The sequence below is a fragment of the Pseudomonas sp. TE36184 genome, from assembly GCF_054060055.1.
The window spans coordinates 1734232-1758235 of sequence record NZ_JBSSCU010000001.1; the positions used below are offsets into that span (position 1 = coordinate 1734232).

The 24004-nt window shown below is 62.0% G+C and carries 17 protein-coding genes; 9 read left to right on the plus strand and 8 right to left on the minus strand.

Features of this window, described 5'->3' with window-relative positions; all coding sequences use genetic code 11:
- Together mapR and ACVWZP_RS07620 are read left to right on the plus strand one after the other, a co-directional pair.
- Complete coding sequence (gene mapR / locus ACVWZP_RS07615) at positions 1-1410, plus strand: GntR family transcriptional regulator MpaR (RefSeq protein WP_017848443.1); 1410 nt, start codon at positions 1-3, stop codon at positions 1408-1410.
- Between the two features lie 69 nt (positions 1411-1479).
- Complete coding sequence (locus ACVWZP_RS07620; protein WP_457369625.1) at positions 1480-1944, plus strand: hypothetical protein; 465 nt, start codon at positions 1480-1482, stop codon at positions 1942-1944.
- Between the two features lie 12 nt (positions 1945-1956).
- Here the strand turns inward: ACVWZP_RS07620 and ACVWZP_RS07625 are convergent, their stop codons facing one another.
- The 7 genes from ACVWZP_RS07625 to tpx form a co-directional block, all read right to left on the minus strand.
- Positions 1957-2703, minus strand: a complete 747-nt coding sequence (locus ACVWZP_RS07625) for an SDR family oxidoreductase (protein WP_046383198.1) — start codon at positions 2701-2703, stop codon at positions 1957-1959.
- Positions 2704-2757: 54 nt separating this feature from the next.
- Entirely contained in the window at positions 2758-4854 is a 2097-nt protein-coding gene (locus ACVWZP_RS07630) for a putative bifunctional diguanylate cyclase/phosphodiesterase (protein WP_457369626.1), read from the minus strand.
- 152 nt (positions 4855-5006) lie between these two features.
- Positions 5007-6476, minus strand: a complete 1470-nt coding sequence (locus tag ACVWZP_RS07635) for an efflux transporter outer membrane subunit (RefSeq protein WP_017848439.1) — start codon at positions 6474-6476, stop codon at positions 5007-5009.
- Complete coding sequence (locus tag ACVWZP_RS07640; protein ID WP_057005254.1) at positions 6473-9580, minus strand: efflux RND transporter permease subunit; 3108 nt, start codon at positions 9578-9580, stop codon at positions 6473-6475. The genes ACVWZP_RS07635 and ACVWZP_RS07640 overlap by 4 nt, the downstream gene beginning before the upstream one ends.
- The gene (locus ACVWZP_RS07645) at positions 9577-12678 is read right to left on the minus strand and encodes an MdtB/MuxB family multidrug efflux RND transporter permease subunit (RefSeq protein WP_457369627.1); all 3102 of its coding nucleotides are present in this window, start codon (positions 12676-12678) and stop codon (positions 9577-9579) included. Before ACVWZP_RS07645 ends, ACVWZP_RS07640 begins: the two co-directional genes overlap by 4 nt.
- Positions 12675-13973, minus strand: a complete 1299-nt coding sequence (locus ACVWZP_RS07650; RefSeq protein WP_046383194.1) for an MdtA/MuxA family multidrug efflux RND transporter periplasmic adaptor subunit — start codon at positions 13971-13973, stop codon at positions 12675-12677. The genes ACVWZP_RS07645 and ACVWZP_RS07650 overlap by 4 nt, the downstream gene beginning before the upstream one ends.
- Positions 13974-14205: 232 nt before the next feature.
- Positions 14206-14706 carry a thiol peroxidase gene (gene tpx, locus ACVWZP_RS07655; protein WP_017848435.1) on the minus strand — a complete coding sequence of 167 codons (501 nt, stop codon included), beginning with the start codon at positions 14704-14706 and terminating at the stop codon, positions 14206-14208.
- 170 nt (positions 14707-14876) lie between these two features.
- Between tpx and ACVWZP_RS07660 the strand changes: the two genes are divergently transcribed.
- Complete coding sequence (locus ACVWZP_RS07660) at positions 14877-16166, plus strand: glycosyltransferase (protein ID WP_079443657.1); 1290 nt, start codon at positions 14877-14879, stop codon at positions 16164-16166.
- A gap of 76 nt (positions 16167-16242) precedes the next feature.
- On the opposite strand, the gene ACVWZP_RS07665 is transcribed toward ACVWZP_RS07660, so the two are convergent.
- Positions 16243-16755 (minus strand): N-acetyltransferase family protein, encoded by a 513-nt coding sequence (locus tag ACVWZP_RS07665; RefSeq protein WP_457369628.1) that lies wholly within the window; start codon positions 16753-16755, stop codon positions 16243-16245.
- A 245-nt stretch (positions 16756-17000) separates the two neighbouring features.
- On the opposite strand from ACVWZP_RS07665, the gene ACVWZP_RS07670 reads away from it, so the two are divergent.
- The 6 genes from ACVWZP_RS07670 to ACVWZP_RS07695 all read left to right on the plus strand — a co-directional run bounded on the left by ACVWZP_RS07670 (position 17001) and on the right by ACVWZP_RS07695 (position 23921).
- A complete protein-coding gene (locus ACVWZP_RS07670) occupies positions 17001-17906 on the plus strand; it encodes an AraC family transcriptional regulator (protein ID WP_017848432.1) in 906 nt (301 codons plus the stop codon).
- A 178-nt stretch (positions 17907-18084) separates the two neighbouring features.
- Complete coding sequence (locus ACVWZP_RS07675) at positions 18085-19407, plus strand: ABC transporter substrate-binding protein (protein ID WP_046383192.1); 1323 nt, start codon at positions 18085-18087, stop codon at positions 19405-19407.
- A 134-nt stretch (positions 19408-19541) separates the two neighbouring features.
- A complete protein-coding gene (locus tag ACVWZP_RS07680) occupies positions 19542-20432 on the plus strand; it encodes a carbohydrate ABC transporter permease (RefSeq protein ID WP_046385260.1) in 891 nt (296 codons plus the stop codon).
- A gap of 10 nt (positions 20433-20442) precedes the next feature.
- Positions 20443-21273, plus strand: a complete 831-nt coding sequence (locus ACVWZP_RS07685; RefSeq protein WP_012723930.1) for a carbohydrate ABC transporter permease — start codon at positions 20443-20445, stop codon at positions 21271-21273.
- A 46-nt stretch (positions 21274-21319) separates the two neighbouring features.
- Positions 21320-22423 (plus strand): ABC transporter ATP-binding protein, encoded by a 1104-nt coding sequence (locus ACVWZP_RS07690; RefSeq protein WP_457369629.1) that lies wholly within the window; start codon positions 21320-21322, stop codon positions 22421-22423.
- Positions 22424-22439: 16 nt separating this feature from the next.
- Complete coding sequence (locus tag ACVWZP_RS07695) at positions 22440-23921, plus strand: mannitol dehydrogenase family protein (RefSeq protein WP_457369630.1); 1482 nt, start codon at positions 22440-22442, stop codon at positions 23919-23921.
- Positions 23922-24004: the final 83 nt, after the last annotated feature.

Sequence of the window (24004 nt, forward strand, 5' to 3'; positions counted from 1 at the left end):
ATGAAACGCTACGAAAAATTCGCCGACGACATCGCAGAACTGATCCGCTCCGGCGTGCTCGGCCCTGGCCAGCGAGTGCCTTCGGTGCGCTATGCCAGCCAGACCTACGGCGTCAGCCCGTCCACGGTGTTCCAGGCGTACTACCTGCTGGAACGCCGCGGCCTGATCCGGGCACGACCGCGTTCCGGCTACTTCGTCAACACCCATGCGCCCAGCCCGTTCTCCGAACCGGTGGTGAGTGAACACGTGCATGAATCCACCGAAGTCGATGTGAGCGAATTGGTGTTCTCGGTGCTCGAGTCCATCAAAGACCCGAATACCGTACCGTTCGGCTCGGCCTTCCCCAGCCCGATGCTGTTCCCGCTGCCCCGCCTGGCCCGCTCCCTGGCCAGCGCCGCCCGTGAGATGGACCCGCGCCTGGTGGTCACCGACATGTCGCCGGGCAACCCGCAACTGCGCCGGCAGATTGCCCTGCGTTATATGGTCGGCGGCCTGATGTTGCCGATGGAAGAGCTGCTGATCACCAACGGCGCCCTCGAAGCCCTGAACTTGTGCCTGCAGGCCGTCACCGAGCCGGGCGATCTGGTGGCCATTGAAGCACCGGCGTTTTATGCCTGCCTGCAAGTGCTCGAACGCCTGAAACTCAAAGCGGTGGAAATCCCCGTGCATCCGCGTGACGGCATCGACCTCAACGCCCTGGCGCAAAGCCTGGAGCGCTACCCGATCAAAGCCTGTTGGACCATGACCAGTTTCCAGAACCCCATGGGCGCCACGCTGCCGGAAGCGAAGAAACAGGAATTGGTGGAGCTGCTGCGCCGCCATCAGGTGCCGTTGATCGAGGACGACGTCTACGCAGAGTTGTACTACGGACAACAGGCACCGAAACCCGCCAAGGCCTTCGACACCGAGGGCCTGGTGATGCACTGCGGCTCCTTCGCCAAGAGCCTCGCACCGGGTTATCGCATTGGCTGGGTGGCGGCCGGGCGCTATGCGCAGAAGGTCGAGCGTTTGAAGCTGATGACCTCGTTGTGCCCGTCGATGCCCGCCCAGGCGGCGATTGCCGACTACCTGCAACATGGCGGCTATGACCGGCACTTGCGCAAATTGCGCTACGCCCTGGAAGAACAGCAAAGCGCCATGCTCGCGGCCATTGCCCGGTATTTTCCGGCGCAGACGCGGGTCAGCCAGCCGGCCGGCGGGTATTTCCTCTGGCTGGAATTGCCGGAGCAGACGGATTCATTGAAGTTATTCCAGATGGCCTTGGCCCAGGGCATCAGTATCGCGCCGGGGCCGATTTTTTCGGCGACCCAGCGTTTCAGGAACTGTATCCGCCTGAACTACGGCAGCCCGTGGTCGGAAGCATCGGAAAAAGCGATGGAGACGTTGGGACGCATTGTGCGCTCGTTTTGACGCGGAACCAGATCGACGCACGTACCACACAGGACACTCACTATTCCTGGTTCGAACCAGAGGTTTACTATGAGCGTTTCTGTGCCCCCAAGGCCTGCACACCTGCCCATCCCGCCCAACTACATGCGTGCCGTCGAACAAAAGCAGGTTCGCGAGATGTACGCTCCGCTGGACCGACCGGCCGGCGACCTGCGCTCGGCACAGCAGATCATCGACCAGAGCCCGGTCATGACGCACTTCCTGCAAGGCCGCGACAGTTACGCGATCGCTGATGATCTTAAGCAGCAGGTCGGTGACTGGACCCCATCCAACGCAGACCCGGATGCGCGTGCTGACGCGGCTTACAACCTGGAAAAAGTGCTGCAGTTTCTCGACAACCTTGACGACCGCACCTTGAATGGCAGCCATGCCCGCAACGGGCGTATCGATGGGTTCTTCAACGACGGCTACAGCACCCTGGAAAACTCCGAAGCCAGCCGGCTCAAGGCGTTTTCCTTTAAAGGCTATGAAGTGCTGCGCCATCTGCCGAGCTGAAGGCCGAGGGCCTCAACGACCGCCGCCCAGGTCGACGAACGTCCCGGTGGCATAGGACGCCTTGTCCGACAACAACCAGACAATCGCCTCCGCCACCTCATCCGGCCGGCCGCCACGGGCCATGGGAATCCCGGACTCCAGCTTGCTGACCCGGTCCGGATCACCGCTCAGGGCATGGAAGTCGGTGTAGATATAGCCGGGGCGCACCGCGTTGACACGAATGCCCTCGCCCGCCACTTCCTTCGACAGCCCGATGGTAAAGCTGTCCAGCGCGCCCTTGGAGGCGGCGTAGTCGACATATTCACCCGGCGAACCGAGGCGCGCCGCCACCGACGACACATTGACGATGCTGCCGCCCTGCCCACCATGCCGGGGCGACATACGCAGCACCGCGTGCTTGGCGCACAGAATCGGGCCGAGCACGTTGGTCTTCATGATCTTCAGGATGCGGAACTCGGACATTTCATCGACACGGGATTTATGCCCCACGGTGCCGGCATTGTTGACCAGTGCCGTCACCCGCCCCAACTCGTTGTCAACACGATGGAACAGCGCGATCACCTCATCCTCGATGCTCACATCGGCGCGCACCGCAATGGCCTGGGCACCCAGCGCACGGACCTGGTCGAGCACGCGATGAGCGGCCTCTTCGTCCGACTGGAAGTTGATGCAAATGCGATAGCCCTGGCGAGCCGCCAGCAATGCCGTCGCGGCGCCAATCCCACGACCGCCCCCGGTGATGATGAGGACTTTGTCCATGCCTACGCTCTCCTGAATCAACCAAATGTTTAGAGTTGGCCCCAAGAATACCCGTCAAGCACGCTGCTTGTCAGGCGCCAGCGCTGCTTGTGCCCGCAGGATGTCGGCCATGAAGCCATCCGCCGGTAACGGATGCCCGAGCAAATAGCCCCGCAACGCGTTGCACCCCAGGCGGGTGAGGAAGCTCTGCTGGACATCGGTTTCCACCCCTTCGGCGACAATCCGCAGCCCAAGGGCCTGGCCCAGGGCGACGATGGCCGAGACAATGGCGGCGTCGTCGCCGTCGTGTTCCAGGTCTCGCACAAAGCCACGGTCGATCTTCAGTTCGTTGGCCGGCAGGCGCTTGAGGTACATCAGGCTGGAATAGCCGGTGCCGAAGTCATCAATGGACAGATCGACCCCCATTTCCGACAGCTGCTGCAACACCGTCATGCTCGCATCGGCATCGCTCATGGCGGTGGTTTCGGTAATCTCCAGCGTCAGGCTGTTGGCCGGCAACTGGTGGCGATCCAACGCGGTGGCGACACTCTTGACCAGGCCGGCGTGGCAAAACTGCAACGCCGACAGGTTCACCGCGATTCGCCAGTCTTCATAACCCTGGGCGTACCACACGCGCATCTGACGGCAGGCTTCGTCGAGCACCCACTCGCCAATCGGAATGATCAGCCCGGTCTTTTCCGCCAGCTCGATAAAGGCCGCCGGCAGCAACAAGCCCTCTTGCGGATGCTCCCAGCGCAGCAAGGCTTCGGCGCCTATCGGGGCACCGCTGACGGCGTCGAACTTGGGCTGGTAGTACAAGCGGAACTGCTGCTGCTCGACTGCGTTGCGCAAGTCCTGCAACAACTGCAGTTGCTTGCGCGCGTTAGAGTTCATCGACACATCGAAGAAGCTGTAGCCATTCTTGCCCATGCCCTTGGCGTGGTACATCGCGGCGTCGGCGTTCATCAGCAGTTCCTGGGGCGTACTGCCGTTGCCCGGGAACATCGCGATACCCACGCTGGCTGAAATTTTCAGCACGTGTTCGGCCACCTGGAACGCGCGATTGATCAGCACCACCTGGCGTTCGGCAAGGCCCAGGGCATCATTGGGCTGCGTCAGTTGCACCAGCAGCACAAACTCATCACCGCCGATACGCGCCAGGGTGTCCTGGCTGCGCAGATCTTCACGCAGGCGCTGGCTGACTTCGCGCAACAACTGGTCGCCCATGTGATGGCCGAAGGCATCGTTGACCGGCTTGAAGCCGTCCAGGTCGATAAACATCAGGGCCAGGCAACCGCCCTGCTCTTTCACCGCCTGCATGGCTTGCTGAATCCGGTCGGCGAGCAGGGTGCGATTGGGCAGGCCGGTCAGGGTGTCGTGCAGGGCCAGGTGGGTCAGTTCCTGATTGGCCAACGTCAGCGAGTCGGCCAGCACCGCGGTACGCGCCTCCAGGCGCGCGTCGAGCAACGACGTGAGCAGCGCGATAACCAGCACGGCCAGGCTGGTGACCAACACCAGGTTATCCAGGCCCTTGCCGCTCAAGCCGGTCAGCGCGGCGCCGCAGAAACTGTCGTCGGCAAAACGCGCCGCCGCCATGCCGGTGTAGTGCATGCCGACGATGGCCACGCCCATCACCACGGCGGCGCCACCGCGCGCCAGACGCACATAAGGCGTGTTGCGCCGCAGATTGAAGGCGATCCACAGTGCCGCGCCAGACGCCGCCACCGCGATCAGCAACGAGGCGCCAAACAACGCGGGGTCGTAATCGATGCCCGGCAGCATCCGCATCGCGGCCATGCCGGTGTAATGCATGCTGCTGATGCCGGCGCCCATGATCAGCGCGCCAAACCCCAGTTGCCACATAGGCAGGCGCTGCTGGCTGACCAGCCACAAGGCAAAGCCGCAGGACAACACCGCGATCAACAGCGACAACGCGGTAATGTCCAGGTCAAAACCCAGGGCGAACGGCAGCCTGAGCGCCAACATGCCGATAAAGTGCATGGACCACACGCCCACGCCCATGGCCAATGCCCCGCCCAGCATCCACAAGTAGATGGCGCGACCCTTGGCCGTGGCGATGCGACCGGAGAGGTCGAGCGCGGTGTAGGAAGCAAGCACCGCGACGAACAGGGAGATCACGACCAGAGAGGGAGAATAACTACCGATGAGCATGGAACTTCTCGAGAGCGACGGGTTGTAAACACCCGCCCCGGGTGGCAAAGCCGCGGATTGTAGCGAGAATAATTATTGAACAGGCGATTAATTATAATAGGACCAGCACCGGCATTTTGAGGTCAATCTGCCCATTCAAAAAGGCCCGGACTTCACTCCTTTTCCGCCACTTGAGTCTGCCCATCCCAACCACCGCCCAACGCGGCGATCAGTTGCACACTGGCCACCAATCGCGTCTGCAGCAAGGTCAGCACGGTGCGTTCGTTACTCAGCGCCGTTGCCTGCACGGTGACCACATCCAGGTAAGCGATCAGCCCCGCTTTGTATTGGTTCTGGGTCAGGCGCAGCGATTCGCGAGCGGCCTCCAGGGCTTCGTTGCTGACCACGGCTTCGTCTTCCAGCACCTTGAGCTGGACCATATAGTTTTCCACTTCGCGGAAACCATCCAGCACGGTCTGGCGGTACTTGGCCACGGTTTCATCGTAACTGGCCACGGTGCGGTCGACTTCCGCCGAGCGCTGGCCGCCGTCGAACAGGGTCATCGCCAGTTTCGGCCCGACCGACCAGAAGCGGTTCGGCAGGCTGATCCAGTCTGAATAGGTGCTGCTGGAATAACCGCCAGCCAGGCTCAGGCTCAGGTCCGGGTAATAGGCGGCCTTGGCCACGCCGATATTGGCGTTGGCGGCGATCACCGAGCGTTCGGCCGAGGCGATGTCCGGGCGCCGTTCGAGCAATTGCGACGGCAGGCTCACCGGAATCTGCGGCAACGCCGGAATGTCCTTGCTCACAGCCAGGTTGAAGTTGGCCGGTGCCTCGCCGATCAACACGGCGATGGCGTTTTCCAGCTGGGCACGCTGCCAGATCAGGTCGATCAGGCTGGCCTGGGTGGACTTGAGCTGGGTTTGCGCCTGGGCCACGGCTTCCTTGCCGGAGACGCCGGCGCGGTATTGGTTTTCGGTCATCTGCAGGGAGCGCTGGTAGGTGTCCAGCGTGGCTTGCAGCAACCGGGTTTGCTCATCCATGACGCGCAGTTGCAGGTAGCTTTGCACCAACTCCGACTGCTGGCTCAAGCGCATCGCGGCCAGGTCCGCCGAGCTGGCTTCGGCGCTGGCCTCTTTGGCTTCCAGGCCCCGGCGCAACTTGCCCCAGACATCGGCTTCCCAGCTCACGCCCAACTGCGCGTTGAGGGTGTCGCGGATGCCGCTGCTGGAACTGCTGAGGCTGGCGTTGCTGCTGCCGGTGCCCTGGCTGGCGCGGGTTTTCCCGACGCTCAGGTCCACCGTCGGGTAAAACGCCCCACGGGAACTGCGCACCAGCGCCTGGGCCTGGCGGAAGCGCGCTTCGGCCTGGGCGACGGTCTGGTTGGCGTTGTTCAGCCGGACCACGAGGTCATTGAGCTGACGGTCGCCGTACAGCTCCCACCAGGCGCCACGGGCCAGCGCATCGCTCGGCGTAGCCTGGCGCCAGCCCTGGGCTTGCTTGAACTGCGCCGGCTCGATGACCTCCGGGCGCGTGTAGTCGGGGCCGACGGCGCAAGCGCTGAGCAACACCCCGCAGAGCACCAGGCTGGCGACGCGGGAACCACGGGGCATGGCCAATGTGGCGAAAATTGAATCGGTCATAGCGCAGTGTCCAGGGCAGCATCGGTACGCACGCCGCGCCAAGCGTTGAAACGATGGCGCGCGCGGTCGAGATAAAGGTAAACCACCGGGGTGGTGTAAAGGGTCAGGATCTGGCTGAAGACCAGCCCGCCGATAATGGTCAGGCCCAGGGGCTGGCGCATTTCCGCACCTTCGGCCCTGCCGAGCAACAACGGCAAGGCACCGAGAATCGCCGCCAGCGTGGTCATCAGGATCGGCCGCAGACGCAACAGGCAGGCGCTGCGAATCGAATCCAGCGGGCTCAGGCCATCATTGCGCTCCAGTTGCAGCGCCAGGTCGATCATCAGGATCGCGTTTTTCTTCACCACCCCGATCAACAGGAACAAGCCGAGCAAGGAGATCAGGCTGAACTCGCCGCCCAGCAGGTAGATGGAGAGCAAGGCTCCGACGCCGGCCGACGGCAAGGTCGAGAGGATCGTCAGCGGGTGGATATAACTTTCATACAGAATACCCAACACCAGGTACACCGCCACCAGCGCGCCGAGGATCATGAACGGCTGGCCCTTCTGGGTCGCCGCGAAGGCATCGGCGGTGCCGGCCATCTTGGCGATGACGTCCTCCGGCAAGCCCACCTTGGCAATCGCCCGCTCGATGGCCGCAGTGCCCTGCTCCACCGTCACGCCGGGCGCTATGTCGAAGGCGATGTTTTCCGAGGCGAACTGGCCTTCGTGGCTGACCCGGTCGTCCGCCAGGCTGCTCTCATAATGGGCAATGGTCGACAACGGCACCCGCGCGCCCGTGGAGGTGATCACCTGCATCTGGTTCAGGGTGATCGGGTCCTGGGCGTATTTCGGGTTGACCTCCATCACCACCTGATACTGGTTGAGGCTGTCATAGATCGTGGAGATCTGCCGCTGGCTGTAGGCGTTGTTCAGCACCGCGGTGACCATGTTCATGTCGATACCCAGGCGCTTGGCCTGGTCGCGGTCGACGACCAGCGTCACCTGGGCCGCGCCCCGGCCTTCGCGGGCGTCGATGGCGGTGAGTTCGGGTAACGCACGCAGTGCGGCCACGACCTTCGGGTACCACAGGCGCAGCGCAGACAGATCACCGCTTTGCAGGATGTAGGAATACTGCGCACTGGTCTGGTCACGCCCGCCACCGAATTGCAGGTCCTGGTCAGCCATCAGGAACAGCCGCCCGCCCGGCACCAAGGGCACGTTCTTGCGCAGACGCTCGATCACCGCCTGGGCGGAGACCTTGCGTTCGCTGATGGGCTTGAGTCGAACCAGCATCACCGCGTTGTTGGTGCCGCTGTTGCCGCCGATGAAACCGGCCACGCTGAGCACCGCCGGGTCTTGCAACACGGCCTTGCGGAAAATCTCCATCTTCGGCTGCATCACGCTGAACGACAGCCCATCGTCGCCGCGCACAAAGCCGATCAATTGCCCGGTGTCCTGCTGGGGCATGAAGGTTTTCGGCACCACCACATACAGCGCGATATTCACCCCCACCGTGATCAGCAGGCTGAGCAAGGTCAGGCGCCGATGGCGCAGCACCCAGTCCAGGCTGGTGGCGTAGGCCGAGACCATGCGGTCGTTGACCTTCTGGCTCCAACGCTGCAAACCGGTCAGTTGGCCTTTGATATGAGGCTTGAGCCAACGCGCGCAGAGCATCGGCGTGAGGGTCAGCGAGACCACCAGCGACACGATGATCGCCGCCGACAAGGTGATGGAAAACTCACGGAACAGGCTGGTGACGATCCCGCCCATGAACAGGATGGACAGGAACACCGCCACCAGCGACACGTTCATCGACAGCAAGGTAAAGCCAACTTCCTTGGCGCCCAGGTACGCCGCCTTCATCGGCGGCACGCCCTCGTCGATATGCCGGGAAATGTTCTCCAGCACCACGATGGCATCGTCCACCACCAGGCCGGTGGCGAGGATCAGCGCCATCAGCGAGAAGTTGTTCAGCGAGAAACCGAACAGATACATCACCGCGAAGGTGCCGACCAGCGACACCGGCACCGCCAGGGTTGGAATCAGCGACGCACGGAAGTTACCGAGGAACAGGTAGACCACCAGGATCACCAGCCCTACGGCAATCAGCAAGGTCATCTCGGCCTCGTGCAGGGTGGCGGTGATCACCGGCGAGCGATCCATCGCCAGGCTCAGCTTGACGCTGGACGGCAGCACCGCCTGCAATGCCGGCAACTGCGCCTTGATCTGCCGGACGGTCTCGATGATGTTGGCACCGGACTGGCGGTTGATCACCAGCAGCACGGCCGAGTCGTTGTTGAAGAAGCCGCTGTTGTAGCGGTCTTCCACACCGTCGCTGATCTTCGCCACATCGCCCAGGCGCAGGGCCGCGCCGTTCTGGTAGCGGATCAGCAGCGGTTCATAGTCCTTGGCTTTTTCCAGCTGGTCGTTGGCCTGGATCTGCCAGTTGCGCTCGGCGTCTTCCAGGGAACCCTTGGGCCGACGCTGGTTGGCGTTGGCGATGGTGTTGCGCACATCGTCGAGGGCCACGCCGTACTGGTCGAGGGCCTTGGGTTCGAGTTCGATCCGCACCGCCGGCAGGGAACTGCCGCCGATCTGCACTTCACCCACGCCCGGCACCTGGGACAGGCTTTGCGACAGGATGGTCGACGCCAGGTCGTACAGCTGGCCCTTCTGCAATACGTCCGAGGTCAGCGACAGCACCATGATCGGCGCCTGCGACGGGTTGATCTTCTTGTAGGTCGGCATGCTGCGCATACCGCTGGGCAGCAGGTTGCGCGAAGCGTTGATCGCCGCCTGCACTTCCCGCGCCGCGCCGTTGATATCACGGTCGGAATCGAACGCCAGGATCACCCGGGTCGAACCCTGGCTCGACGAACTGCTCATGGTGGTAATACCGGCAATCGCGCCGAACGAGCGCTCCAGCGGCGTGGCCACGGTGGACGCCATCACCTCGGGGCTGGCGCCGGGCAGGCTGGCCGACACCACGATCACCGGGAAGTCGATCTGCGGCAGCGGCGACACCGGCAGCAGATTGAAGCTGACACCGCCCAGCAACATGATCGCCAGGCTCAACAGCATGGTCGCGACCGGGCGGCGAATGAAAGGTCCGGACAGGTTCATGACTCAACCGGCTCCAGGCGTTGCGGCTCTTTGCGCCAGCGCCGCCCCAGGCGATCGAAGTACAGGTAGATCACCGGCGTGGTGAACAAGGTCAATACCTGGCTCACCAGCAAACCGCCGACCATCACCAGGCCCAGGGGTTGACGCAGCTCCGCACCGGAACCGGTGGCCAGCATCAACGGCACCGCGCCGAACAGCGCGGCCAGGGTGGTCATCAGGATCGGCCGGAAGCGCAACAGCGCCGCCTGATAGATCGCGGTCTGCGGGTCAAGGCCCTGGTTGCGTTCGGCGTCGAGGGCGAAGTCGATCATCATGATCGCGTTCTTCTTGACGATACCGATCAGCAAAATGATGCCGATGATCGCGATCATGCCCAGGTCATTGCCGCTGAGCAGCAACGCCAGCAACGCCCCCACCGCCGCCGAAGGCAGGGTCGAGAGGATGGTGACCGGGTGGATGTAGCTCTCGTAGAGCACGCCGAGCACGATGTACATGGTGACCACCGCCGCCAGGATCAGCAGCAAGGTGCTCGACAGCGAGGCTTCGAACGCCTGGGCCGCGCCCTGGAACTGGGTCTGCACGCCGACCGGCATGCCGATGTCTTTCTGGGTCTGGTTGATCAACTCCACGCCCTTGCCCAGCGCGACGCCAGGGGCCAGGTTGAACGACATCATCACTGCCGGGAACTGGCCGATATGCGCAATCGCCAACTGCGCCTGGCGCTGTTCCACATGGGCCAGGCTCGACAGCCGCACCTGGCCGCCGTCGGTGGTCTTGACGTGGATCTGGTTCAGCGCATCCGGCCCCAGGGTCTCGCCCGACTGGGCCTGCAACACCACGCGGTATTGGCTGGCCTGGGTGTAGATGGTGGAAATCTGCCGCTGACCGAAGGCGTCGTACAGCGCATCGGTGATGGTCGACACGTTGACGCCCAGACGCGAGGCCGCATCGCGGTCGATCACCAGGTACACCTGCAGGCCCTTGTCCTGCAGGTCGCTGGCGACGTCGGTGAGCTGCGGCAATTGGCTCAAGGCATGGACCAGCTTTTCGCTCCACAACGCCAGCAGTTCGGCATCGGGTGACGACATGCTGAACTGGTACTGGGTGCGGCTGACGCGGTCTTCGATGGTCAGATCCTGCACCGGCTGCATGTACAGGCGGATGCCCACCAGTTTGTCGATTTGCGGCTGCAGGCGGGTGATCACCTGGGCCGCGCTCAAGTTCCGCTGCCCATGGGCCTTGAGGTTGATCAGCAAGCGACCGCTGTTGAGGGTGGCGTTGTCGCCATCCACACCGATGTAGGACGACAGGCTTTCCACCGCCGTGTCGGCCAGGATGATCTTCGCCAACTCCTGCTGGCGCTGGCTCATGGCCGCGAAGGAAATCGACTGCGGCGCCTCGGAAATGCCCTGGATCACCCCGGTGTCCTGCACCGGGAAAAAGCCCTTGGGCACCACCAGGTACAGCACCACGGTGAGGCCCAGGGTGGCGATGGCCACCAGCAACGTCAGCGGCTGGTGCTTGAGCACCCACTGCAACTTGCGCCCGTAGGCCGCGATCAACCAATCGATCCAGGCGCCGCTGGCCTTGTAGAAACGGCTCTGTTCTGCTTCCTCGGGCTCACGCTTGAGCAGGCGCGCGCACATCATCGGCGTCAGGGTCAGGGACACCACCAGGGAAATCAGGATTGCCACCGCCAGGGTGATGGCGAACTCGCGGAACAGCCGCCCGACCACATCGCCCATGAACAGCAACGGAATCAATACGGCGATCAGCGACAGGGTCAGGGAAATCAGCGTGAAGCCGATCTGTTTGGCGCCCTTGAGCGCGGCGGCCAGCGGGGTTTCACCTTCCTCGATATAACGCGAGATGTTCTCCAGCATCACGATCGCATCGTCGACCACGAAGCCAGTGGCGATGGTCAGGGCCATCAGCGTCAGGTTGTTGATCGAGAAACCCGCCAGGTACATCACGCCAAAGGTGCCCACCAGTGACAGTGGCACGGCGATCGACGGGATGATCGTCGCGCTGACGCGGCGCAGGAACAGGAAGGTCACCATCACCACCAGGGCAATCGCGATCAGCAATTCGTGCTGCACGTCGGTGACCGAAGCGCGGATGGTCTGGGTACGGTCGGTCAGCACCGTCACATCCAGGCCGGCCGGCAGGTTATCGGTGATGCTCGGCAGCAGGGCCTTGATACGGTCGACTACCTCGATCACGTTGGCACCGGGCTGGCGCTGGATATTCAGCAGCACGGCCTGGTTTTCGTTGGCCCAGGCGGCGAGGCGTTCGTTTTCGGCGCCGTCGACGATCTGCGCGACGTCCTTCAGACGCAGCGGCGCGCCATTTTTGTAGGCCAGGATCAGTTCGGCGTATTGCTGCGGCGACACCAGTTGGTCGTTGGCGTCGAGCATCGACACGCGGGTCGGCCCGTCGAAGTTGCCCTTGGGCTGGTTGACGTTGGACGCGGTAATCAGCGTGCGTACATCCGACAGGTTCAAGCCGTTGGCCGCCAGGGCCTCGGGGTTGACCTTGATACGCACGGCCTGGCGCTGGCCACCGGCAATGCTGACCATGCCGACGCCGCTGATCTGCGCGATCTTCTGCGCCATGCGTGTGTCGACCAGGTCATTGAGCTTGGGCAGCAGCATGGTCTTGGAGGTAATCGCCAGGGTCAGCACCGGGGTATCCGCCGGGTTGACCTTGTTGTACACCGGCGGCGCCGGCAAGTCCTTGGGCAGCAGGTTGGTCGCGGCGTTGATCGCGGCCTGCACCTGTTGCTCGGCGACATCCATATTGATGTCGAGGTTGAAGCGCAGGGTCAGCACCGAGGCCCCGCCGGAGCTGGTGGAGGCCATCTGGGTCAAGCCGGGCATTTGCCCGAACTGGCGCTCCAGGGGCGCGGTGACTGCGCTGGTCATCACATCCGGGCTGGCGCCGGGGTACAGGGTCATCACCCGGATGGTCGGGTAGTCCACCTGGGGCAAGGCCGAGACCGGCAACAAGCGGTACGAGATGATCCCTGCCAGGACAATCGCCAGCATGCTCAGCGTGGTAGCGACCGGGCGAAGGATAAACAGCCGCGACAGGTTCATGAACCGACCTTTTGCGCCTTGCCGGCGTCAGCGCCGGTCTCCCCTTTGGCCGCGGGCTTGCCTTGCAGGTGCTCGGTCGGCGTGGTCGGGACTTGACTGCTGTCGTTGACCACTTCGACTTCACTGCCGTCCTTCAGGCGGTCGGTGCCTTCCAGCACCACGCGATCGCCGGCGACCAGGCCTTGCTTGATCACGGTGTTGTCGCCGTCGCTATCGCCGACCACCAGGGGCTGGACCTTGACCTTCTTGTCGCCGTCGAGCTTGTAGACAAAGGTGCCGGCGTTGCCGAACTGGATGGCGGCGGACGGTGCCAGTACGACGTTGTGCAGGGTGTCGGCGAGCAGATGCACGTTGACGAACTGATTGGGGAACAGCGCCTGGTCTTTGTTATCGAAGCGCGCCTTGAACTTCAAGGTGCCGGTGGTGACGTCGATCTGGTTATCCAGGCTCTGCAGCACGCCGGTGGCTTGGCGCTTGGCGTCGCCGCGGTCCCAGGCTTCCACCGGCAGCTTGTTGCCGGCGTGGTAACGGGCGAGCACGGTTTCCAGGCTGTTCTCCGGCAGAGTGAAGGCCACGCTGATCGGCTGGGTCTGAGTGATCACCGCCAGCGCCGTGGTGTCGTTGGCGGCCACCAGGTTACCGACGTCGAGCTGACGCAGGCCGACGCGCCCGGTGATCGGCGCGCGGATCTTGGTGAATTCGAGGTTGAGCTTGGCGTCGTCGACCGCGCCCTGGTTGGTCTTGACCGTGCCCTGGTATTGCAGGACCAGCGCTTCGGCGGTGTCCAGGGTTTGCTTGGCGATACTGTCCTGGGCATACAAGCCGCGATAACGCTCGACATCGACCTGGGCGTTTTTCAACTGGGCCTGGTTCTGCATCAGCGTGCCCTGGGCCTGAAGCAAGGCGTTCTGGTAACTGCGCGGGTCGATTTCCGCCAGCAGGTCGCCGGCCTTGACCATCTGCCCTTCTTCAAAGGCGATCTTCACCAACTCGCCGCCCACCCGGCTGCGTACATTAATAGTGTTGAGCGCGGTGACCGTCCCCAATGCCTTGTAGTACACCGGGAACTCCCCCAGCACCGCCGGCGCCACGCGCACCGGCACCGGGCCGGTGGAGCCGCCGAAACCAGGGCGCGCCATGCCGGTTTTACCGGTGCGGCCGGCTGGCGCTTCTGGATGGGGCGCGCCGGTGGGCCAGAATTTCCAGCACAGGCCGGCGATAACCAGCAGCACGAGCAGGCCGAACAGCCAGCGACGGGAGTTGCGGGGGGAGGATTGCATGGAGTGATCAACCATTGGGCGCGAGGGCTTCTTCTTTGGGAGGCTGAAAGATAAGCACTGGGGCGCGTTAAGAAAAGCGCCTTTACCGGCTATTTACCTTGGGCTTACAACTTTTAACTTTTGAGCTTAGTCCACCGGCTATTTCGCTAAACATCTGACCAGCAAATAAAAACGGCCTGGACTAGGCCAGGCCGCAATTATGTACCGCGCAGTGTTACTGCATAACGACAGTAATGCGCAGAAACAGTTACTTCAAAACAGCCAGGGCTGCTTCGTAGTTTGGCTCTTGGCCGATTTCAGGGACCAGTTCGCTGTGCAGCACATTGTCGTTTTCATCCAGCACAACGACGGCACGGGCGGTCAGAGCCCGGAGCGGGCCGTCAGCAATCGAAACGCCGTAGTCAACGGCGAAATCGGCGTTGCGGAAGTCCGACAGGCTCTGCACGTTGTCCAGGCCTTCGGTGCCGCAAAAACGCTTCTGGGCAAACGGCAGGTCAGAGGAGATGCACAGCACCACGGTGTTGGCCACTTTGTCGGCCTGGGCGTTGAACGTGCGTACCGACGTGGCACAGGTCGGGGTGTCGACGCTTGGGAAGATGTTCAGCACTTTGCGCTTGCCGGCGAAGGTGGCCAGGGTCACGTCCGACAGATCGCCGGCGGTCAGGGTGAAGTCTGGCGCCTTGGAGCCGGTTTGCGGCAGTTCGCCTTCAACTTGGACGGGGTTACCACGAAGGGTGACTTGAGCCATGAACGGAATCCTTATGCTGGGTTTGGTTAAACGAATTCGAGAGGCGGAAGTTAACCACAAAGTGCCGTGGCGACCTACCGCCAGACACAAATTGTCATGTCTCGCCGGGCACGCGGGCGGTTGTGGTTTAATTGCGCGGTTTTCGTCCCCGCTCAAGGAATCTGTTGTTGATGAATCAGCCCGCCACCAAAGTCCTGGTCATTGGTTATGTCTGGCCGGAACCGCGCTCCTCGGCTGCCGGCGGGCATATGATGCAGATTCTCGAAACTTTTCTTACACAAGGTTGGGATATTACCTTCAGCAGCCCGGCGACCATCGGCGAGCACAAAGCCGACCTGCCGGCACTCGGTATCACCGAGTGCGCCATCGAACTCAATAACAGCAGTTTCGACGACTTTATCCGCGAACTGGCCCCGGACATCGTGCTGTTCGACCGCTTCATGATGGAAGAACAGTTCGGCTGGCGCGTCGAGAAGCACTGCCCCGCGGCCTTGCGGGTGCTGGAAACCTCCGACCTGCAAAGCCTGCGCGACGCACGCCAGCAGCGGCTCAAGGACGACCTCAAGGCGCAACCGGGCAACGATGACTTCAGCGCCTTGTTCGCACCGGGCCTGGAAGACGAGTTCCAGCGCATGGCCGACACCGACCTGGCCAAGCGCGAGATCGCGGCCATCTATCGCTGCGACATCAGCCTGATGATCTCCGACGTGGAAATCCGCCTGCTCACCGAGCACTTCAAGGTGCCCGCCGCCCTGCTCCACTGGTGCCCATTGATGCTCGAGCCGCCAACCGAAGCATTCGCCCCCTTTGACGAGCGCGCGCACTTCCTCAGCATCGGCAACTTCCGTCACGCGCCGAACTGGGATGCCGTGCTCTGGATGAAGAACAGTGTCTGGCCGTTGATCCGCCAGCAACTGCCAGGCGCCCAGTTGCATATCTATGGTGCCTACACCCCGCCCAAGGCGACGGCCCTACACAACGCGGCCCAGGGGTTTCATGTGATGAACTGGGCCGAGGATGCCCTGCAAGTGATGACAGCGGCGCGCATCTGCCTGGCGCCGTTGCGCTTCGGTGCGGGGATCAAGGGCAAGCTGGTGGATGCCATGCTCTGCGGCACGCCGAATATCACCACACCGGTCGGCGCCGAAGCCATGGGCGACGAGCAACCGTGGCCGGGGGCAATCGCCCACAGCGCCATGGCGTTGGCCGATGCCGCCGTGAGCCTTTACCAAGACCGCGAACGCTGGACCCAGGCCCAGGAGCACGGGCGCCAACTCCTGGCCCGCCGGTATGACCAAAACATCCACGGCCCCGCGTTGGTGGAATGCCTGGAGCAGTGCCGCAACGACCTCGCCGCCCACCGCCGAAATAATTTCACCGGCGGCATGCTGCGCCACCATGCCCACAAAAGTACGCAATACATGTCGCAGTGGATCGAGGCAAAAAACCGTAACCTTTAGCGCATCAGGAAGCGTGAATATCGTAACTTCGACGTGCCGCCGCTGCGCGGCACGTCACTCGGGGCAGCCCTAAACCTTAACGGCCCCAAACATACCTCACCTCATCCAGCGACACGCCACCACGGACCAGCGTGCGACGGCTGCCAGGCTCTTCTCTTCCGCCGAGCCCCTGATAAAAGCGAACAGCTCTTTCGTTTGCAGATAAAACCCATAAGGTAATATTTTTATAACCTTGATCAAACAAACGGTTTAAACCTGACTCCCACAATTTGGCACCGATTCCTTTACCCCAATACTCTGCCAAAATATAGATAGCCATGACCTCTCCCGACTCCGCTGCGGGCTTGTCTTCATCACGGCAACGGCCCACTGAAATCCAACCGACAACGTTTCCATCCACCTCTGAAACTAAAACGTCAGAGTCTTTGCTTTCGATTGCCTGAGCCCAATAAGCCTCCCTTTTCGGCAATGTCGCAGTCAGCGAGGCCAAAAAATCAGCCGGCATCAGATTCGCATAAGCGTGTTGCCAGCTACTGACATGAACATCAGCAATGCTCTTCGCGTCCTTGGGCATCGCATCACGAATCATAACCAACTCCTTGTTCGTGTTCTGTTTCAGATAAAACGCTTCTTTGCTCCTAGCGACCATGCCCTCTCGATTAGCACGACGCCTGCTCGTAAACGCTTTTGTTAATAGCACAGGCCAGTGAAATATATTAAGTCGCCGATAACCCAAAACGGCCTTCAGGGATACTCCAACCAACTTGCCGCTGGCAGCGACAGCACACAAGGGGGCATTATTGCGGAGCGCAACCACAATAAAGCGACGGCAGCATGACCCGAGCAACGCGAATCACCGACCCTTCCTACGAGCTGATGGACGATCACAACGGTCTGTCCATCATCTATCGCCAGCACGGTTTCCCTTGCCCGTTGGTGCGCTGGCATTTCCATAAGGAATACGAGCTGCACCTGATCGTCGCCAGTTCCGGCAAGGTGTTCATCGGCGACTACATCGGCAACTTCTACCCGGAAAGCCTGTTCCTTACCGGCCCCAACCTGCCTCACAACTGGATCAGCCAGGTCGAGGAAGACGAAGTGGTGCCCAAGCGCGACATGCTGGTGAATTTCACCGATGAGCTGCTTGAGAACGGCAGTCACATTTTTACTGAGCTCAAGACCCTCGCGCCGCTACTGGAGCGGGCGCAGTCCGGCATCGAGTTTCGCTGCAAGAAGACCATCGCCCAGGCCATGACACTCATGCAACGCATCGAGGACGCCCAGGGCATGGCGCGCCTGGGGCACTTCTTTATCCTGCTGGACGTGTTGAGCGCGTGTGAGGATTACCAACTGCTGTCCGGCGTGACCACGCCGCAACTGGCCGACGAACACAGCATCGACCGCACCAACCGGGCGGTGGACTACATCTTTGCGCATTACGCACGGGAGTTGTCACTGGAGGAAGTGGCCGATTACCTGGGGATGAAACCGACGTATTTCTCGCGGGTGTTCAAGCAGGCCACCGGGCGCACGTTTATCGAATTCGTCAATCGCCTGCGCATCAGCAAGTCCTGCGAACTGCTGGCCGATGGCGACAAGGCCGTCACCGATGTGTGCTTCGAGTCGGGGTTCAACAACATTTCCAACTTCAATCGCCGCTTCCAGCAACTTAAAGGCATGACGCCTTCCCACTACCGGCGCCTGGCGGTGCAGCGGCTCACCGAACAGAACCTGGCTTAATCGTTTCGGCTTTTGGTGAGCGAGTACAAAAAAGTATCAGTCCCAGTGCACCCAAGGATTTGTCACACCCCCCATTTGAGGGCTGTAATCAACGCACACTCTTCCTGGCTCCGCGTGGGAAGACACAACAACAATAACTGTCCTTCTGCAGCCCCTGGGCGCAGAAAAGGAGTGCGCGATGAAGTTCACAGCAAAAACACTGCTTGCCTGTTCTTGCATGACGGCATGCATGACCCTCAGCGCCGTCAGCCTTGGCGCGCAAACCCTGACCATTGCCACCGTCAACAACAGCGACATGATCCGCATGCAAAAGCTCTCGAAGACCTTCGAGGCCGAGCACCCGGACATCAAGTTGAATTGGGTGGTGCTCGAAGAAAACGTCCTGCGCCAACGCTTGACCACCGACATCGCCACCCAGGGCGGGCAGTTCGACGTGTTGACCATCGGCATGTACGAAGCCGCACTCTGGGGCGCCAAGGGCTGGCTGGAACCGATGAAGGACCTACCGGCGTCCTACGACCTCGACGATGTGTTCCCTTCTGTGCGTGACGGTTTGTCCGTCAAGGGTTCGCTGTACGCCCTACCGTTCTATGCCGAAAGTTCGATCACCTATTACCGCACCGACCTGTTCAAGGACGCCGGGCTGAGCATGCCCGAGCACCCGACCTGGACGCAGATCGGCGAATACGCAGCAAAACTCACCGACAAAACCAAAGAGCAATACGGCCTGTGCCTGCGCGGCAAAGCCGGTTGGGGTGAAAACATGGCGCTGATCACCACCCTGGCCAACGGCTATGGCGCGCGCTGGTTCGACGAAAAATGGCAGCCTGAATTCAATGGCCCCGAATGGAAGGACGCGCTGAACTTCTACGTCGACAACATGAAGAAATCCGGCCCGCCGGGCGCTTCGAGCAACGGTTTCAACGAAAACCTCGCGCTGTTCAACAGCGGCAAGTGCGCGATCTGGGTCGACGCCAGCGTGGCCGGCTCGTTCGTCACCGACAAGACCCAAAGCAAGGTGGCGGACCACGTCGGCTTCACCTTCGCCCCCCACGAGAAGACCGACAAAGGCACCTCGTGGCTGTACTCCTGGAGCCTGGCGATCCCGACCAGCTCCAAAGCCAAGGACGCCGCCAAGCTGTTCACCAGTTGGGCGACTTCCAAGGAATACGGCGCCCTGGTTGCCAAGACCGACGGCATCGCCAACGTCCCACCAGGGACGCGCAAGTCGACCTACAGCGACGCGTACATGCAGGCCGCGCCGTTCGCCAAGGTCACCCTGGAATCGCTGAAAGTCGCCGACCCGACCCAACCGACGCTCAAGCCGGTGCCGTATATCGGTATCCAACTGGTGACCATTCCTGAGTTCCAGGCGATCGGTACACAGGTCGGCAAGTTCTTCTCGGGTGCGCTGACCGGTCAGCAAACCGTGGATCAAGCCTTGAGCGCCGCGCAGACCACCACCGAGCGTGAAATGAAGCGGGCCGGTTATCCCAAGTAACCCCCGATTCTGTAGGAGCGAGCTTGCTCGCGAAGGTATTTCAGGCGCATGTCGGCGTCGGATGTACCTTTTTCGCGAGCAAGCTCGCTCCTACAGGAGTTTTGCGCACCTGCCTCTAATCGGTCTTGATCACCATGAATACAACACGCAAAAGCCGCCTGGCCAACCCCGGCTGGTTTCTCGTCAGCCCCTCGGTAGCCTTGCTGCTACTGTGGATGATCGTGCCGCTGGGCATGACCCTGTACTTTTCGCTGATCCGCTACAACCTGCTCTACCCCGGCGAAAACCAGTTCGTGGGGCTGGAGAACTTCACCTACTTCATCACCGATTCGGGCTTCCTGCCCGGCGCCACCAATACCCTGTTGCTGGTGGGCAGCGTGCTGCTGATCAGCGTGGTGTTCGGCGTATTGATCAGCGCCCTGCTGGAGGCCAGTGAGTTCTTCGGCCGCGGCCTGGTGCGGGTGTTGTTGATCTCGCCGTTCTTCATCATGCCCACCGTCGGTGCGCTGATCTGGAAGAACCTGATTTTCCACCCGGTGTCGGGGATTCTCGCCGCCGTGTGGAAGCTGTTCGGCGCGCAGCCGGTGGATTGGCTGGCGCATTACCCACTGCTGTCGATCATCATCATCGTCTCGTGGCAATGGCTGCCCTTCGCGATCCTGCTGCTGATGACCGCCATGCAGTCCCTCGACCAGGAACAAAAGGAAGCCGCACGCCTGGACGGCGCCGGCGCCATCGCGATCTTCTGGCACCTGACCCTGCCCCACCTGGCGCGCCCGATTGCCGTGGTGGTGATGATCGAAACGATCTTCCTGCTCTCGGTGTTCGCCGAAATCTTCACCACCACCAACGGCGGCCCCGGCTACGCCTCGACCAACCTCGCCTACCTGATCTACAACCAGGCGCTGGTGCAGTTCGATGTGGGCATGGCCTCGGCCGGCGGCTTGATTGCCGTGGTCATCGCCAACATCGCGGCGATCATCCTGGTGCGGATGATCGGCAAAAACCTGACTGACAAGCCTTGAGGGCCGCGCCATGACGCTTCAACAATCCCGCCGCCTGCAAAGCCTGCTGCTCGGCACCCTGGCCTGGGCCATCGCGATCCTGATCTTCTTCCCGATCTTCTGGATGGTGCTGACCAGCTTCAAGACCGAGATCGACGCGTTCGCCACGCCGCCGCAGTTCATCTTCACGCCGACGCTGGAGAACTACCTGCACATCAACGAACGCAGCAACTACTTCAGCTACGCGTGGAACTCGGTGCTGATTTCGTTCAGCGCCACCGCCTTGTGCCTGCTGATCTCGGTGCCGGCGGCCTACTCCATGGCGTTCTACGAGACCCAACGCACCAAGGGCACCCTGCTGTGGATGCTGTCGACCAAGATGCTGCCACCGGTGGGCGTGCTGATGCCGATCTACCTGCTGGCCAAGAGCTTTGGCCTGCTGGATACGCGTATCGCGCTGATCATCATCTACACCCTGATCAACCTGCCGATCGTGGTGTGGATGGTTTACACCTACTTCAAGGACATCCCCAAAGACATCCTCGAAGCCGCCCGCCTGGACGGCGCCACCCTGTGGCAGGAAATGGTCCGCGTGCTGCTGCCGATTGCCAAGGGCGGGCTGGCGTCCACGGTGCTGCTGTCGCTGATCCTGTGCTGGAACGAGGCGTTCTGGTCGCTGAACCTGACCTCGTCGACTGCCGCGCCGCTGACCGCGCTGATCGCCTCCTACTCCAGCCCCGAAGGCTTGTTCTGGGCCAAATTGTCGGCCGTGTCGACCCTGGCCTGCGCGCCGATCCTGATTTTTGGCTGGATCAGCCAGAAACAGCTGGTGCGCGGGTTGTCCTTCGGCGCCGTGAAATAACGGCTTCTCTCTAACAAAAACGAATTCAGAAGCGGAGGCCCATCCCATGGCCAACCTGAAAATCAAGAATCTGCAAAAAGGCTTCGAAGGCTTTTCCATCATCAAGGGCATCGACCTGGAAGTGAACGACAAGGAGTTCGTGGTCTTCGTCGGCCCGTCGGGTTGCGGTAAATCCACGCTGCTGCGGCTGATCGCCGGCCTGGAAGAAGTCAGCGAAGGCACCATTGAGCTCGATGGCCGCGACATCACCGAAGTCACCCCGGCCAAGCGCGACCTGGCGATGGTGTTCCAGACCTACGCGCTGTACCCGCACATGAGCGTGCGCAAGAACATGTCGTTTGCCCTCGACCTGGCCGGCGTCGACAAAAAGCTGGTAGAGAGCAAAGTCAGCGAAGCGGCGCGCATCCTCGAACTGGGCCCACTGCTGGAGCGCAAGCCCAAGCAGCTGTCCGGCGGCCAACGCCAGCGCGTGGCGATCGGCCGGGCGATTGTGCGCAACCCGAAGATCTTCCTGTTCGACGAACCGCTGTCCAACCTCGACGCTGCGCTGCGCGTGCAGATGCGCCTGGAACTGGCGCGCCTGCATAAAGAGCTGCAAGCAACCATGATCTATGTGACCCACGATCAGGTCGAAGCCATGACCCTGGCCGACAAAGTGGTGGTGCTCAACAGCGGCCGCATCGAGCAGGTCGGTTCGCCACTGGAGCTGTATCACCAGCCGGCCAACCTGTTTGTCGCGGGCTTTCTCGGCACGCCGAAAATGGGCTTCCTCAAGGGCAAGGTCACGCGGGTCGAGGGCCTGGGCTGCGACGTGCAACTGGACGCCGGCAGCTTGATCAGCCTGCCGCTGAGCGGCGCCACCTTGAGCGTGGGCAGCGCGGTGACCTTGGGCATTCGCCCGGAACACCTGGAGATCGCCGCACCGGGCCAGGCCGGCCTGACCGTCACCGCCGACGTCGGCGAGCGCCTGGGCAGCGACACCTTCTGCCACGTCATCACCGCCAACGGCGAGCCGCTGACCATGCGGATTCGCGGCGACATGGCCAGCCAGTATGGCGAGACGCTGCACCTGCACCTGGACCCGGCGCACTGCCACCTGTTCGACACCGACGGCGTGGCCGTCACCCGACCACTGCGCGCCGCCGCCTGATTTCGCGAGAGTTATGATGAAACTGAATAAACACAACCTCACCCAATTGGCGCCGGAAGTGAAAATCCCGACCTACGCCATTGCCGATACCCGCCAGGGCATCGCCCATATCGGCGTCGGCGGTTTCCACCGCGCGCATCAGGCGTATTACACCGATGCGCTGATGAATACCGGCGAGGGCCTGGACTGGAGCATTTGCGGCATCGGCCTGCGCAGCGAGGACCGCAAGGCCCGCGACGACCTGGCCGGCCAGGACTACCTGTTCACCCTGTATGAACTGGGCGACAGCGACGACACCGAAGTGCGCGTGATCGGCTCGATCAGCGACATGCTGCTGGCCGAGGACGGCGCCCAGGGGCTGATCGACAAACTGGCCAGCCCGCACATCCGCATCGTCTCGCTGACCATCACCGAAGGCGGCTACTGCATCGACGACAGCAACGGCGAGTTCATGGCCCACCTGCCGCAGATCCAGCACGACCTGGCACACCCGCAGGCGCCGAAAACCGTGTTCGGCTTTATCTGCGCCGCACTGACCCAACGTCGCGCCGCCGGCACCCCGGCATTTACCGTGATGTCCTGCGATAACCTGCCGCACAACGGCGCCGTCACGCGCAAGGCCCTGCTGGCCTTCGCCGCCCTGCACGACGCCGAACTGCATGACTGGATCCAGGCCAACGTGACGTTCCCCAACGCCATGGTCGACCGCATCACGCCGATGACCAGTACCGCGCATCGCCTGCAATTGCACGATGAGCACGGCATCGACGATGCCTGGCCGGTGGTGTGCGAGCCGTTTGTGCAATGGGTGCTGGAAGACCGCTTCGTCAACGGCCGCCCGGCCTGGGAAAAGGTCGGCGTGCAGTTCACCGATGACGTGACGCCCTATGAAGAAATGAAGATCGGCCTGCTCAACGGCAGTCACCTGGCCCTGACTTACCTGGGGTTTCTCAAGGGGTATCGGTTCGTTCACGAGACCATGAATGACCCGTTGTTCGTCGCGTACATGCGCGCCTACATGGACCTGGACGTCACGCCGAACCTGGCGCCGGTGCCGGGCATCGACCTCACGCAGTACAAGCAGACCCTGGTCGATCGCTTCTCCAACCAGGCGATTGCCGACCAGTTGGAGCGCGTGTGTTCCGATGGCTCATCGAAATTTCCCAAGTTCACCGTGCCAACGATCAACCGCCTGATTGCCGATGGGCGCGAGACCGAGCGCGCAGCGTTGGTGGTGGCCGCGTGGGCGTTGTACCTCAAGGGTGTCGACGAGACTGGCGCGGTCTACAAAATTCCCGACCCGCGTGCCGAGTTTTGCCAGGGCCTGGTGAGTGACGATGCGCAAATCAGTCAGCGCCTGCTCGGCGTGGAGGAGATTTTCGGCACAGCTATTCCCAAGTCGGCTGCGTTTGTGGCAGCGTTCGAGCGGTGCTATGCGAGCCTGCGCGACAACGGCGTCACAAAAACACTGCAGCAACTCCTGAAGAAACCGGTTTAAACCTGTGGGAGGGGGCTTGCCCCCGATAGCGGTGGGTCAGTAAAGAACATTTACACTGAAACACCGCCATCAGGGGCAAGCCC